The 14,236-nt window shown below is 63.5% G+C and carries 11 protein-coding genes; 6 read left to right on the top strand and 5 right to left on the bottom strand.

Going from position 1 to position 14,236, the window contains the following annotated elements; genetic code table 11:
* Positions 1 to 106: 106 nt before the first annotated feature.
* From G452_RS0102570 to polA, 5 genes are all read left to right on the top strand, one after another.
* Positions 107 to 3,238 (top strand): UvrD-helicase domain-containing protein, encoded by a 3,132-nt coding sequence (locus tag G452_RS0102570; RefSeq protein WP_022660695.1) that lies wholly within the window; start codon positions 107 to 109, stop codon positions 3,236 to 3,238.
* A 195-nt stretch (positions 3,239 to 3,433) separates the two neighbouring features.
* Entirely contained in the window at positions 3,434 to 4,321 is an 888-nt protein-coding gene (gene cbiR, locus G452_RS17745) for a cobamide remodeling phosphodiesterase CbiR (protein WP_022660693.1), read from the top strand.
* Positions 4,318 to 4,827 (top strand): bifunctional adenosylcobinamide kinase/adenosylcobinamide-phosphate guanylyltransferase, encoded by a 510-nt coding sequence (locus G452_RS0102555; protein WP_022660692.1) that lies wholly within the window; start codon positions 4,318 to 4,320, stop codon positions 4,825 to 4,827. Before cbiR ends, G452_RS0102555 begins: the two co-directional genes overlap by 4 nt.
* 1 nt (position 4,828) lies before the next feature.
* Positions 4,829 to 5,827 carry a DHH family phosphoesterase gene (locus G452_RS0102550; protein ID WP_022660691.1) on the top strand — a complete coding sequence of 333 codons (999 nt, stop codon included), beginning with the start codon at positions 4,829 to 4,831 and terminating at the stop codon, positions 5,825 to 5,827.
* A gap of 38 nt (positions 5,828 to 5,865) precedes the next feature.
* Complete coding sequence (gene polA / locus G452_RS0102545) at positions 5,866 to 8,562, top strand: DNA polymerase I (RefSeq protein WP_022660690.1); 2,697 nt, start codon at positions 5,866 to 5,868, stop codon at positions 8,560 to 8,562.
* Positions 8,563 to 8,812: 250 nt separating this feature from the next.
* On the opposite strand, the gene G452_RS0102540 is transcribed toward polA, so the two are convergent.
* From G452_RS0102540 to G452_RS0102525, 4 genes are all read right to left on the bottom strand, one after another.
* Positions 8,813 to 9,244 carry an arsenate reductase ArsC gene (locus G452_RS0102540; RefSeq protein ID WP_022660689.1) on the bottom strand — a complete coding sequence of 144 codons (432 nt, stop codon included), beginning with the start codon at positions 9,242 to 9,244 and terminating at the stop codon, positions 8,813 to 8,815.
* Between the two features lie 6 nt (positions 9,245 to 9,250).
* Positions 9,251 to 9,703 carry an arsenate reductase ArsC gene (locus G452_RS0102535; protein WP_022660688.1) on the bottom strand — a complete coding sequence of 151 codons (453 nt, stop codon included), beginning with the start codon at positions 9,701 to 9,703 and terminating at the stop codon, positions 9,251 to 9,253.
* 8 nt (positions 9,704 to 9,711) lie between these two features.
* Complete coding sequence (gene arsB, locus G452_RS0102530; RefSeq protein WP_022660687.1) at positions 9,712 to 10,800, bottom strand: ACR3 family arsenite efflux transporter; 1,089 nt, start codon at positions 10,798 to 10,800, stop codon at positions 9,712 to 9,714.
* A 118-nt stretch (positions 10,801 to 10,918) separates the two neighbouring features.
* On the bottom strand, positions 10,919 to 11,278 hold the full coding sequence (locus G452_RS0102525) for an ArsR/SmtB family transcription factor (RefSeq protein WP_022660686.1): 360 nt from the start codon (positions 11,276 to 11,278) through the stop codon (positions 10,919 to 10,921).
* A 492-nt stretch (positions 11,279 to 11,770) separates the two neighbouring features.
* Between G452_RS0102525 and G452_RS0102520 the strand changes: the two genes are divergently transcribed.
* A complete protein-coding gene (locus tag G452_RS0102520; protein ID WP_022660685.1) occupies positions 11,771 to 13,282 on the top strand; it encodes a catalase in 1,512 nt (503 codons plus the stop codon).
* 90 nt (positions 13,283 to 13,372) lie between these two features.
* Here G452_RS0102520 and G452_RS0102515 read toward each other — a convergent pair whose 3' ends face one another.
* On the bottom strand, positions 13,373 to 14,233 hold the full coding sequence (locus tag G452_RS0102515; RefSeq protein ID WP_022660684.1) for a CheR family methyltransferase: 861 nt from the start codon (positions 14,231 to 14,233) through the stop codon (positions 13,373 to 13,375).
* Positions 14,234 to 14,236 lie beyond the last annotated feature (3 nt).

The raw sequence follows: 14,236 nt of genomic DNA, 5'->3' as shown, positions 1-14,236 counted from the left end.
GGCCGCCTTTTTCATGCAGCGCGAATACGCCTGAAACACGCCGCAAAACCCGGTTCAAGACCCGGTCCCGCTTGCATTCTCCGTGGCGAGAGAATATCGTGGCCGGATGGACCGCTTTACCGCCGATCTGCACATCCACTCCCGGTTTTCCCGCGCCACGAGCAAAAACCTGAACCTCCGGGGACTCGCGGCCTGGGCGCGGGTCAAGGGAATCGACGTGCTCGGCACGGGCGACTTCACCCACCCCGAATGGGTCGCCGAGATGGAGGATCAGCTCCGCGAGGACGGGCGCGGCCTCTACGTGCTCAAGGATCCGGCGGGCATCGGCGCGGAAGTCCCCGCCCTGGACGGCGATCCGGCCGGGGTGACCCGCTTCATGCTCCAGGCCGAAATCAGCTCCATCTACAAGCGCGGCGGCAAGGTCCGCAAGGTCCACAACCTCGTCTACATGCCGGACCTGGATTCCGTGCGCCGCTTCAACGAACGCCTGGCCCAGGTGGGCAACCTGGCTTCGGACGGCAGGCCCATCCTCGGCCTGGATTCGCGCAACCTCCTGGAAATGGTCCTGGAGACGCACCCCATGGCCTTCCTGGTCCCGGCGCACATCTGGACCCCCTGGTTCGCGCTCTTCGGCTCCAATTCCGGCTTCGACTCCGTGGAGGAATGCTTCGGCGACCTTTCCCAGCACATCTTCGCCATGGAAACGGGCCTCTCCTCCGATCCGGAAATGAACTGGACCTGGAGCGCGCTGGACCGTTTCCGGATGATCTCCAACTCGGACGCGCATTCCGGCGAAAAGCTCGGCCGCGAGTGCAACCTCTTCCAGGGCGAGGCCTCCTACGAAGGCATCTATCGCGCCCTGCGCGGCGAAAGCCTGGGCCACAAATTTCTCGGCACGCTCGAATTCTTCCCGGAAGAGGGCAAGTACCACATGGACGGCCACCGCAAATGCGGCGTGGTCATGGACCCGCAGGAAACGGCCATGCGCGGCGGGCTTTGCCCGGTCTGCGGCAAGCCCGTCACGCGGGGCGTGCTCGCCCGCATCGCGGACCTCGCGGACCGCGCCGAACCGCAGCGGCCCCAGGGCCAGCCCGGATTCGAATCCATGATCCCGTTCAAGGAAGTGCTCGGCGAGATCCTCGGCGTGGGAGCGGGTTCCAAGAAGGTCCACGCCCGCTACCTGGAACTCGTGGGCGCTTTCGGGTCGGAACTGGCCGTTCTGCGTCGCGCCCCCCTGGAGGACATCCGCCGCCTGGACCCGGTCCTGGCCGAAGGCATCGGCCGGATGCGCGAGGGGCAGGTCATGCGCAAGCCCGGATTCGACGGCGAGTTCGGCGTCATTTCCCTGTTCACCCCCCAGGAGCGCGACCGCATCCGCAACGGACTCTTTCTCGCTCCCCAGCCCGAGCAGATGGCCGCGCCCAAGGAAAGCGAAGCCCCGACGGACGACGACCCCGCGCCCGCGCAGCCCATGGCCGTGCGCGTCGCCGCGGACGCCGCGCGCATCCGCTACAATTCCGACCAGCGCCGCGCCATTTCCGCCGGTCCCGGCCCCGTGCTGGTGGTGGCCGGGCCGGGCACGGGCAAGACGCAGACCCTCATGGGCCGCATCACCCGACTGCTGGAGGCGGGCGAACCGCCCCGGCGCATCCTGGTGCTGACCTTCACCCGGCGGGCCGCCGTGGAACTGCGCGAGCGGCTCCAGGCCACCCTCGGACTCGATGCGGACGCGCCCCTGCCCCAGGCCGGAACCCTGCACTCCCTGGCCTTCGAATACTGGCGCCACGCCTACGGCGAAGAGCCTGTCGTGCTCGACGAACATTCGGCCAAGACCATCTTCGCCGAAGTCAACCCGGAACTGACGGGCCGCGAACTGGACCGCGCCTGGGAACGCCACAACCTCGCCCGCGAAACCCTGGCCGAACAGGAGCCTGCCCTGGCCGAGGCCGTGCAGCGCTACACCAAGCAAAAAGAATCCTGGAACCTCGCGGACTACACCGACCTGCTCGAATTCCTGCTCGAACAGAGCCAGGGCGAGGCGTTCCAGCGCATCCACCACCACGTGCTCGTGGACGAGGTCCAGGATCTCTCGCCGTTGCAGATCAAGCTCGTGACCTCCCTGACCAAGGACAAAGGCGAAGGCTTCTTCGCCATCGGCGACCCCTGCCAGTCCATCTACGGCTTCCGGGGGGCGGCGGGCAACGCGGAGGAACTGCTGCGCGCGGTCTGGCCCAAGCTGGAGCGCATCCCCCTGCACGAAAATTATCGTTCCGGACAAAAAATCCTGAACGCCGCCCTGGGACTCTTCCCCAAGGAGCCGCGCCTGGAGGCGCAACAGGACATCGACGCCCGGCTGCACATTTTCCGCGCGCCGGACGGCCGCCGCGAGGCCGCCTGGATCAGCGAGCGCATCAAGCGGCTCATCGGCGCCACCAGCCACAGCCTCACGGACGCGGGCGGGCAGGGACGATACGCCCCAGGCGACCTGGCCGTGCTGGTGCGCTTTCGCGGCTTGATCCCCATCATCGAAGGCGCGCTCAAGCGGTACGGGGTGCCCTGCGCCACGCCCGAAACCGAAGCCTTCTGGAACGAGCCGCGCGTGGCCGCGATCCTGCGGGCCGCGGGCCGCACCCTGGGCCTGGCCTGCGGCGAAGGGCCGGAAGGCGACAAATGCCTCGAATTTCCCGCGCACCTGCTGCCCGGAGGTCCGGGAGCGCTCCGGGCGTATCTAAGCGCATCGGGCGGATATGACGATTTTTTCTGGAAGGGCAAGGCGTTCCGCGAGCTGAAGCAAGCCTACGAGCGCCGGGGCGGCTGGGCCGGTCTGGTCAACTGGGTGCATTTGCAGAGCGACCTGGAGCTGGTCCGGCGCACTGCGGAAAAAGTCCAGATCATGACCCTGCACGCCTCCAAGGGCCTGGAGTTCGACGTCGTGTTTCTGCCGGGCCTGGAAGAGGGCATCCTGCCCTTCGCCGGCACGGACATGCTCACGGGCAACGCCGGCGGAGCGAGGCTGCCCGCCGACGTGGAAGAGGAAAAGCGGCTGCTCTACGTGGGCATGACCCGCGCCAAGCGCGAGCTTTTCCTCAGCCATGCGGAACGGCGGATGCTCTTCGGACGGACCCTCAACCCTCAACCCTCGCGATTCCTCAAGGAAATCCCGGCCGAGCTGATGACCCGCTCGACCCTGACCGCACGCAAGGTGCAGAAGGAGCGGCGCATCAGTCTGCTAGACTGACCGCGAAAGCAAAAATCGGTAAAAGCCCCTTTCCCAGATGGCGCAGAGCAGCCGGGCCGGTTCTTCGGCCATGCCCGCTCGGCGCAGTCTGCAAAACAGATGCAGGGGATTGAGGACATGCTGCATTCGATCCCGTAGGCTTGTCATCTCGTGCCTCCTGATGATCCCTCTCCTGCAAAACAAAATGCATACGCCATGCCCAAAAACGATACGCACGTAAATCAAAGCGCCTGCTCTGCGGAGCGGCAGAACTTTCCCTTTCGAATCGCGGCTCCGAGCTGGCTTTTGCCCGGCACTGTGTCGGAAAACTGCGCATGGATCGCGGAGCACCTGCAAGGCTCCGTGGACGAGGTCGCGCTCATGTTTCTGGAAACCGAGCCCTGCCTCGCCTACACTGCGGAGGAACTGACGCCGCCCTGGCTCCTGCCGCAGGAGTTGGCCGAAGATGAGGACACGGGCGAAGACATGGGCGTGGACATGGGCAAGGACGCGGAAGAAACCGAAGCCCGCCCCGCGCCCCTGACCTTTCACGCCCATCTGCCCCTGGACCTGCCCTGGGAACAGGGCCTGGAAAAGGCCTGGCGCATGCTGGAGCGGCTGCTGGCCCGCGCGGATCGCCTGAGTCCGCGGCGCTACGTGCTCCATCCCCCGCCGGAAGGAATTCCGCTGCGCATGCTCGCCGGGCGTTTCGCCGCGGCAGGCATCGAACCGCGCAAGGTGCTGCTCGAAAACGTCCAGGGCTGCGATCTCACGGAAATCTGGCCCGAAGTGCTGGAAAGCGGTTTCGGCGCCTGCGTGGACCTGGGCCACATCCTGCTCTACCGCCAATATCAGATGCTGGCTCTGCCGGGCCTGGGCGAGCGGGTGGACATGCTCCACCTCAGCGCGCCGGACCCGACCCGGCCCGGACGCCACCTGCCCCTGTCGGAACTGGACGACACGGGACGCCTGCTGCTGGGATCCATGCTCAGCGCGCTGCGCCCCGGCGCCACCGTCGTGCTCGAAGTCTTCGACGTGGAAGGCTTCCGCTCCTCGCTGCAAACGCTACTGGCGCTCGCCCCCGGAGCCGGGACGCAGGCATGATCTCGCTGGTTCTCGGCGGCAACAAGTCGGGCAAATCCGCCTTCGCTCTCGACCTGCTCGAAGAATCGCCGGAACCGTGCCTTTTCGTGGCCACGGGCAAGGCCATGGACCTGGATTTCCGCCGTCAGATCCTGGACCACAAGCAGGACCGGGGGCCCGCGCTTCCCGTGCTCGAATCCGGACCCGACTTGCCAGATATCCTGGGAACCATTACAAAGGGATACGGAGCGGTATTGATCGACAGCCTTGACTTCTGGCTCTTTTCCTGTATCCCGGACGAGTCGGAAGACCAGCCTGTCGAGCGGTTGCTGGACGTGCTGCGGGTCTGGCAAGGTCCGGACCTGATCCTGGTTTCGTGCGAAATCGGCCTCGGCCCTCTGCCCGCAGGCAGAGAGGCCAGATTTTTTGTCCGGCGGCTGGGCAGGCTCAATCAGGCCGTCGCCCGCCTTGCGGACCAGGTTTTTCTGGTCTGCGCGGGCCTGCCTCTGACGCTGAAGAAGGGATAACATGGCCTTATTTCGACAACTCGACGAACAGCTAGAAAAAATGCTGGCCCTTTTCAACAAGGACGAGCGCTGGCTCATCGTCATCAACGCCGACCCGGACGCCCTGGGATCGGCCATGGCGCTGAAGCGCATCATGACCCGACGGGTTCAGGACGTGGCCATCGGCCAGATCAACGAGATCAAGCGTCCCGACAACCTGGCCATGATACGATATCTGCGCATCCCAACGCGCAAGATCATCCCCAATCTCGCAGCCCAGTACGACAAATTCGCGCTCATCGATTCCCAGCCGCACCACCACCCCGCTTTCGACGACTACAAGTTCACCCTGGTCATCGACCACCACCCGGTCTTCAAGGACAAGCCCGTGGACGCCGCGTACACGGACCTGCGCCCCAAATACGGCGCGACCTGCACCATGCTGACCGAATATCTCTACAACCTGAAGATCCGCCCGGCCAAGCTCCTGGCCAGCGCCCTGATGTACGGCATCAAGACCGACACCAGCGACTGGGAACGCGAATTCATCGACGCGGACGTGGCCGCCTTCAAATATCTCTCGAAATTCTCCGATCCCTCGCTGATCAACCGCATCTCCCGCAGCGAGTTCCATCTCGACTGGCTGCGCTTCTTCTCCCGCGCCTTCTACAACCTCCGGCGCGTGGGCACAGGCGGTCTCTTCGCCCACATGGGCAAGGTCGAAAACGCCGACATCCTCGTCATCGTCGCGGACTTCTTCACCCGCGTGCACGGCGCGTCCTGGGTCGTCATCTCCGGCATCGCCGAAGACAAGCTCGTGGGCATCTTCCGGGGCGACGGAATCCGCCGCGACATGGGCAAGTTCGCGGCCCAGATGCTCGGCGACCTCGGCTCCGCCGGCGGACACAAAGGCGCCGCGCGCGGCGAAGTGCCCCTGGAAGCGCTCAAGAACGAAGACCCGGAAATGTTCATGCTCAAGAAGCTGGGCCAGGGCAAGCGCAAGATGTTCAAGCGGCTCTAGCCTCTTGCCTCCCCGCCGCGCTCGGGCTACCTTGCGGCATGAGCATCAAAGAACGCTTTACCGAGTCGGCAGAACCCCTCTATCTCGTTGACGGAACCAGCTTCCTCTACCGGGGATTCTACGCCTACCCCGACCTGAAACGGTCCGACGGCTTCCCCACCAACGCCATCTTCATCGTCCTGCGCATCCTTCTGCGGATTCTGCGCGACGAAAAACCAAAATATCTCGGCTTCTTCATGGACGGCAAAGGCCCCACCTTCCGGCATGAAATGTTCGACCAGTACAAGGCCCAAAGGCCGCGCATGCCCGAAGACCTCGCCGCCCAGATCGAGCCGCTGCGCGAGGCGGTCCAGCTCATGGGCCTGCATCTCATCGTTTCCGAAGGAGTGGAGGCCGACGACTGCATCGCCTCCCTGGCCGCGCGCCACAAGCACGAGCGCCCCGTGGTCATCGTCGGCTCGGACAAAGACCTCAAGCAGTGCATCGATACGCGCGTGGTGCTCTGGGATCCGGCGGGAAAAAGCGAAAAGCTGACCACCCTGGAAGACTTCACCAAGGAAACCGGCCTGACCCCGGCCCAATGGCCCGATTTCCAGGCCCTCACCGGCGACACCTCGGACAACATTCCCGGCATTCCCGGCGTCGGCCCCAAGACCGCCGAAAAGATCATGGCCGAGGCCGCCAACCTGGAAGAACTTCGCGACGGCGGGCTGGAGCGCCTGCCTGAAAAGCTGCGGGCCAAGGTCGCCGAACACCTGGAGAACACCTTCCTCTACCGCGAGCTGACGCGCATGCGCACGGACTGCTGCGAGGACGCCGCCCTGGACCAGCTCCAGGTCCGGCCCCTGGAAGCCTCCGGCCTGGGCGAATTCCTGCGCACCTACGAATTCCGCTCCCTGCTGAATGAATTGTTCTCCATGCTGCCCAAGGACGCGGAAGCCGCTGCCGCGTCAGGAAAACCAGCGGCCCCCAAGGGCAGGCAGACGGGCAAATCCGAAGCACAAGCCCAGGCCAGCCTTTTCGGCGCTGCGCCGATCCCCGCGCCGTCTGGCCCGCCCCTGGAGCCCGGCCTCCTGGAAGCTCCCGCCGACCTGCCCGACTGCGCGGGCAAGACCATCGGGCTCGTGGTCCGCGACAAGGGCATCCGCATCGCCGTTCAGGAATCCGGCGGCCCCGGCGAGGAACAGAAGTACACCGGCCCTCTGCCCGAACTCGTCGAGAGCCTCGCCAAGGCCGCAACCGTGGCCACGCCCGACGTGCAAAGCCTGCTGCGCGCCGCCCCCGCCTGGGAAGCGCTGCCCCTGGAAAAATGGTTCGATCTCGGACTCGCCGCCTATCTGCTCGATCCGGAAGAGCGCAATTACTCCTGGGAGCGCCTGCACCAGAGCATTTTCCAGCCCGACCCGGACCAGCCCGACGCGCCCGAACCGGCGAACCTTCATCCGGACGCCCACGCTCAGGCCGCCCTGGTCTGCATGGAACGACTGGCCCCGCGCCTGAAAAACGCGAACCTCGACGAATTGATGCGGGAAATGGAACTCCCCCTCCTCCCGGTGCTGACCGGCATGGAGCGGGCAGGCATTCGGCTCGACCAGCAGGCCTTCGGCGATTTTCTCGATGAAGTGCAAGGCGAAATCGAAAACCTGACCAGCGAAATCCACAAGCTTGCGGACGAGGATTTCAATATCCGCTCCAGTCAGCAGGTCGCGGGGGTGCTCTTCGACAAGCTCGGACTCAAGCCCGCGGGCAAGACCCCGGGCGGCGCGCCTTCCACGGCCAACCAGGTTCTGGAGAAAATCAGGGACACCCACCCCATCGTGGAGGCCCTGCTCCAGTTCCGCATGCTCGAAAAACTCCGCTCCACCTACCTCGAACCGCTGCCGAAGCTGGTGGACGAAAACGGGCGGCTGCACACCCACTTCAACCTCAGCGCCACGGCCACCGGACGCCTCTCCAGCTCCGGGCCGAACCTTCAGAACATCCCCATTCGCGGCCCCCAGGGCAAGCGCATGCGCGCCTGCTTCACTGCCGCGCCCGGCAAGCTCCTGGCCGCCGCCGACTACTCGCAGATCGAGCTGCGCGTGCTCGCGCATTTTTCCAAAGACCCTGCCCTGCTCAACGCGTTCGCCCACGACGAGGACATTCACTCGCGCACGGCCGCGCTGCTCTTCGACAAAGACTCGCCGCAAGCCGTCACCAGCGAGGAGCGCCGCTCGGCCAAGACCATCAACTTCGGTCTCATCTACGGCATGGGCCCCCAGCGCCTCGCCCGCGAGCTGAAGGTCACGCTGAACGACGCCAAAGGCTTCATCGAACGCTACTTCGAGCGCCTCTCCACGCTCAAGGCCTTCTACGACACCATCGTGGAAGACGCCGCCGCGCACGGCTTCGTCACCACACTGGCCGGTCGCCGACGCCTTCTGCCCGGCCTCCATTCCCGGAACCAGCAGGTCGAATCCCAGGCCAAGCGCCAGGCAGTGAACACCGTGATCCAAGGCTCGGCCGCCGACGTGATCAAGCTGGCCATGCTCGCCGCCTCAAGGGACCAGGCGCTCCAGGATCTGGACGCCGTATTGCTGCTCCAGGTGCACGACGAACTGCTGCTCGAAGCGCCCGAAGCCGCTGCCGGCAAGGCAGGCGAGCGTCTTGCCGAGGTCATGCAGAACGTGGTCGAGCTGCGCGTGCCGCTCAAGGTGGACATGGGGATCGGCCTGAACTGGGCCGAGGCGCATTAGGGCGGGGACGAAAAAAACATGCCTCCGGCGGCCAAGGGGCCCGCGGCCCCTTGGAACCCCTTTTGGCTGCGCGGGCCGATGCTTCGCATCCGGCCCGCGCAGCGTTTATCTACGGAAACGGAATCTGGTCAGCGTCGCAAAGCGACGCTGACAGGTAAACGGTTCTGAAGAGAGAAGGGTTTCGGGGGAAGGGGGAATCCTGCAAAGAGTTTCGCCCTTTCTCCGAGCAGCCTAATCAATCGATTCTCTTTTATTTCAGGTTCTCCGGCATGCCTTGAATCCAATCACGGATCTCGTCGCGCACGCGGCGATAGTGGGCCAGGGCTTCGTCCTCGCTGGCCGCGTCCTTTGCCAGTGCCGGAGGATCGTCGAACCCCACGTGCAGGCGTTTGACCTTGCCGGGGAAGAACGGACAGTTCTCGCTGGCATGCCCGCAAAGGGTGATCACGTAATCGAATTCCAGATCGGGCAGGTCGTCCACGAGCTTGGAGGCGTGGCCGGAAATGTCCACGCCCGCCTCGGCCATCACGGCCACGGCGCGCGGGTTCAGGCCGTGCGTCTCCACGCCGGCGGACCAGGCTTCGATGACGCCGGGCTTCAGCGCCTTGGCGAATCCTTCGGCCATCTGGCTCCGGCAGGAGTTGCCGGTGCAGAGAAAGAGAATCCGGATCGGTTCGGTCATGGTATCTTACTCCTGAAACGGGCTGTCCACGCGAAATGGCAAATCGTGCGGCCGCACGATTCTGGCCTTGATCTGGTCACGAATGGCGCGGATATGTTCTAGTTTTTCCTCATGGGTTCCCTCGGCAGCGGCCGGATCGGGAAACGGCCAGTGCCAACGCTGGGCCACACCTGGGAAAATGGGGCACTTGGCTTCGTCCGCGTCGTCGCAAACGGTGATAACGTAATCGTAGAGCCGCCCCATCCGGTAGAGGTCAAACACGGACTGGGTTCTCTTGCCGGAAAGGTCAATGCCGATTTCACGCATCACCTCGACCACCAGAGGATTCACGCTGGTGGGTTCCAGTCCGGCGCTTTCCACTTCAAAATCTTCTCCGCCAAATTCCTTGAGAAACGCTTCGGCCATTTGGCTGCGGCCACTATTGTGGTTGCAGATGAAGAGCACGCGGGTCTTGTCCATCTCTCCTCCTAGGGTTTGCAGCTGACGTGGCAGACGCCGGACGGCGCGGCGACCTCATACGGGTAGAAGCGACGCCGAATCCAGAGCGCCACGTTGACCAGGGCGATGAGCACCGGAACCTCCACCAGCGGACCGATGACTGCGGCAAAGGCCTCCCCGGAGTCGATGCCGAAAACGGCGATGGCCACGGCGATGGCCAGCTCGAAGTTGTTGGACGCGGCCGTGAAGCTCAAGGTCGCGGACTGCTCGTAATTGGCCCCGGCCTTGAGGGAGAGAAAGAAGGAGGCCAGGAACATCACCAGGAAATAGATGCACAGCGGCACGGCGATGCGCACCACGTCGAACGGCAGCTCGACGATGTATTCGCCCTTGAGGGAAAACATGACCAGGATGGTGAAGAGCAGGAACACGAGGGTCAGGGGCGAGATCATCGGCAACAGCTTCTCTTCGTACCATTCCTCGCCCTTGAGCCGCACCCCGGCGAAACGAGTGAACATTCCCGCCAGGAACGGTATACCCAGATATATGAATACGCTCTCGGCGATCTGTCCCATGGAGATTTCCACCACGGCCCCCTCAAGCCCCAGAAGGGGCGGCAGCACCGTGATGAAGAACCAGGCATAGATGGAGAAACAAAGCACCTGAAAGATGGAATTGAAGGCCACGAGGCCGGCGCAGTATTCGCGGTCGCCTTCGGCCAGGTCGTTCCAGACGATGACCATGGCGATGCAGCGGGCCAGACCGATGAGGATCAGGCCGACCATGTATTCGTGCTGGCCGGAAAGAAACGTCACGGCCAGCCCGAACATCAGTATCGGGCCGATGACCCAGTTCTGCACCAGGGAAAGCCCCAGCACGCGCACATCGCGGAACACGAGGTGCAGGCGCTCGTATTTGACCTTGGCCAGGGGCGGATACATCATCAGGATCAGCCCCAGGGCGATGGGCACGTTGGTGGTGCCCACGCTGAAGGCGTTGACCACGCCCTTGATGCCCGGATAAAGCCAGCCGCCGAGCACCCCGACGGCCATGGCCAGAAATATCCACAGGGTCAGGTAACGATCCAGAAAGGAAAGCCGCTTGGCCGCCGATTTCATCGCACTCCTCCGATTCGCCCTTGCGGGCGGGATTTCGAGATCTGCCGCATGGGGATCGCGGTTTGAACCGTGCTCCCCTTCTTTCCCATGATCGACCGCTCGTGCCCGCGCTTCCGCGCTAGCTTGCGCAGACCGTGGCCCTGTCCACGCCTTGGAGCATCTCGCGCATCCTCTCCAGGCGGACATCCCCGGCCAGCCAGCCGCGCAGTTCGGCAAGCATGGTCGCGGCGAAGACGGGAGCCTGCTCCGCCAGGGAATATTCTACCCACTGGCCGTCTCTTCGCCGTTCCACCAGTCCGGCCTGCTCCAGCACCTTGAGATGCCGCGAGACCGTTGGCTGGGCCAGTTCCAGACAATGCCGAAGCTCGCAGACGCAAAGCGCCCGCTCTTCCATGAGCTTGAGCATGAGCACCCGTCCGGGGTCGGCCAGCGCCTTCATCACCAGAATGAGTTCATCCAGTTCGCAAGAATCGTTCATAACCCTTTTCCCGTTCCCACCCCGAAGGCAAGCCCTCCGAAGTGTCGATTTCGAAACACGACTCCCGCCCTTCATATTCCAGCAAGCGGAAATAGTCATATTGCCATTCATGCATATATATACCGACAGATGCCGTCAATACGCTGAGCGGCCCAGAGGCCCATCGTCACCAAATTGGAACGTTCATTTCTGCGCGGCGGCGTACCCGTTATTGCACGACGACGTATCTGTGTCCGCAATATCCGGATTATTTTTTCGCGACCGTCTGTCCGCTCCCGCCGAGAAGAAATCATAACTCACCAATAATTCAGGAGTTCCATAACACTTGAACCCGGCTCGAATCCTGTCGGACTTTGTCTTCGCTGACGAGGATGTGCTATGGTGGTCCTGATTATCTTTGCCGGGCCGGACGTATTTCCGCTTCCGCCCGCACAGAGGCCGATCATGAGACAGTCGGTCGAAAGCACGCATCCCAACCCAAGGAGTTCGCGCATGACCAAGAAGAAAAAAACCCTGACCACGGCGTTCGGCGCGCCCGTGGGCAACGATCAGAACAGCGTGACCGCCGGGCCGCGCGGCCCGGTGCTGATGCAGGACATGCACCTGATGGAGAAGCTGGCCCATTTCGACCGGGAGCGCATTCCCGAAAGAGTGGTCCATGCCAAGGGCGCCGGAGCCTACGGTCATTTCCAGGTCACTGCGGATGTGACCAAGTACACCAAGGCCGCGTTTCTCTCCAAGGTGGGGAAGAAGACGGACGTGTTCGTCCGCTTCTCCACGGTGGGCGGTGAAAAGGGCTCGGCGGACGCGGAGCGCGATCCGCGCGGATTCGCAGTGAAATTCTACACCGAGGAAGGCAACTACGACCTCGTGGGCAACAACACGCCCGTGTTCTTCATCCGCGACCCGCTCAAGTTCCCGGACTTCATCCATACCCAGAAACGCAATCCCGCCACCAACTGCAAGGATCCGGACATGTTCTGGGATTTCCTCTCGCTGACTCCGGAATCCCTGCACCAGGTCACGGTGCTCTTCTCCGACCGGGGCACCCCCGCCACCTATCGCCACATGAACGGCTACAGCAGCCATACCTTCAAATGGTACAACGCGGACGGCGACTATTTCTGGGTGCAGTATCACTTCAAAACCGACCAGAAGATCCGCAATTTCACGCGGCAGGAAGCGGACAAAATGCGCGCCGACGACCCGGACCACGCCACCCGCGACCTGCACGAGTCCATCGCCAAGGGGGATTTCCCCTCGTGGACCCTGGAAATGCAGATCATGACCCCGGAGATGGCCAGGGATTACCGCTACGACATCCTGGACATCACCAAGGTCTGGCCGCACAAGGACGTGCCGCCCATCACCGTGGGCAAGCTCGTGCTCGACCGCAACCCGGTGAACTACTTCGCCGAGGTGGAACAGGCTGCCTTCTGCCCCGGCAATTTCGTGCCGGGCATCGCCTCCTCCCCGGACAAGATGCTCCAGGCGCGGCTGTTCTCCTATCACGACACGCACCTGCATCGCCTCGGCACGAACTACCAGCTCATCCCGGTGAACCAGCCCAAGAACGCCCCGGAGCTGAACTACCAACGCGACGGATTCATGCGGGTGGACGACGGCGGCGGCTCCGGTCCCAACTACTGGCCCAACTCCTTCGGCGGACCAGCCCCGGACCCGGCCGGAAACGAACCCAGCCTCCCCCTGGAAGGCGATGCGGACCGCTATGAATTCCAGCACCCCAACGACGATTTCGAACAGCCCGGCGCGCTCTTCCGCAAGGTCATGAGCGATCAGGACCGGGCGAACCTCATCGGAAACATCGTCGCGCACCTGGGCGGAGCCAAAAAGCGCATCCAGCGCAGGCAATGCGCCCTGTTCCACAAGGTCGATCCGGAGTACGGCGGTGGCGTGGCCAAGGGACTCGGCCTGGACCTGAGTGACATCCGCACGCTCGCGGGCATGTCCCAACAGGATCTTGTGGAGGCGACTTCGGTCTAGGGCCGGGAAAGCGGAGCAGGCATGAAAAAAGCGCCGCAGGGAGCCCCGCGGGAAAAGGGGCTAGACCAGCGGCGAAAAGGAGGGGTCGGGCTAGCAGCCCGGCCCTTTCAACCTGTAGAGGATGGCTTTGCCGATGCGCTCCTGGCAAAAAGCCTCGGAAAGACCGTAAACGCTTTCGGTGGAGCCGAGAATCAGGTGGCAGCCGGGCCGCAGGATCTTGCTGAACCGTTCCAGGATCTGCTTCTTGGTTGCTTGATCGAAATATATGAGCACGTTGCGGCAGAAAATCACGTCGAATATCTTCAGGTCCGTAAAATCGGTGACGAGATTGAGCTGGCGGAACTCGACCATGGAACGCAAATCTCCGCGCACGCGCCAGCGGGATTCCGCACGCTCGAAATACTTGCGATACGCCTCGGGCAGACCGCGCGAAAGCTCGAAATCCGAATATTCCGCCTGCGTGGCCTTGGCCAGCACCCGCGCGGAAATGTCCGTACCGAGGATGGTGAAGTCGCAAGGCCGCAATCCGTTGCCGGGATTGCGTTCCAGGTGGTCCATGATGATCATGGCCAGGGTGTAGGCTTCCTGGCCGGAGGCAGCCGCGGCCGACCAGATGCGCAGGGGCGTTCGGTCGCCCGAAAGCCGCCGGGCCACGAGCTTCTTGCAGAATTCCGGCAAGAGTTGGTCCCGGAAGGAATCAAAGGGATGCTGGTCGCGAAAAAAGCTGGTTTCGTTGGTGGTGATGGCCGAGATGACCTCGTTCCGGACCTGGGCCGAGCAATCGCGGCGCAGGAATTCGTAAAGCTCCCGCCAGGACTCGGCCTCCGCCGCCCGCAGCAGCCCCTTGAGCCGCTGGGTGATCAGGTATTCCTTGTTGTCCGGGATATGCAGCCCGCACAACTCGTAGATGTAGCCGCGCAGGTCGTCGAAGTCCCGATGGGTCAATTCCATGAT

Origin of the sequence: Paucidesulfovibrio longus DSM 6739, assembly GCF_000420485.1 — a bacterium.
GTDB classification, from domain to species: Bacteria; Desulfobacterota; Desulfovibrionia; order Desulfovibrionales; family Desulfovibrionaceae; genus Paucidesulfovibrio; species Paucidesulfovibrio longus.
This window is presented reverse-complemented; position numbering and strand designations above follow the sequence as displayed.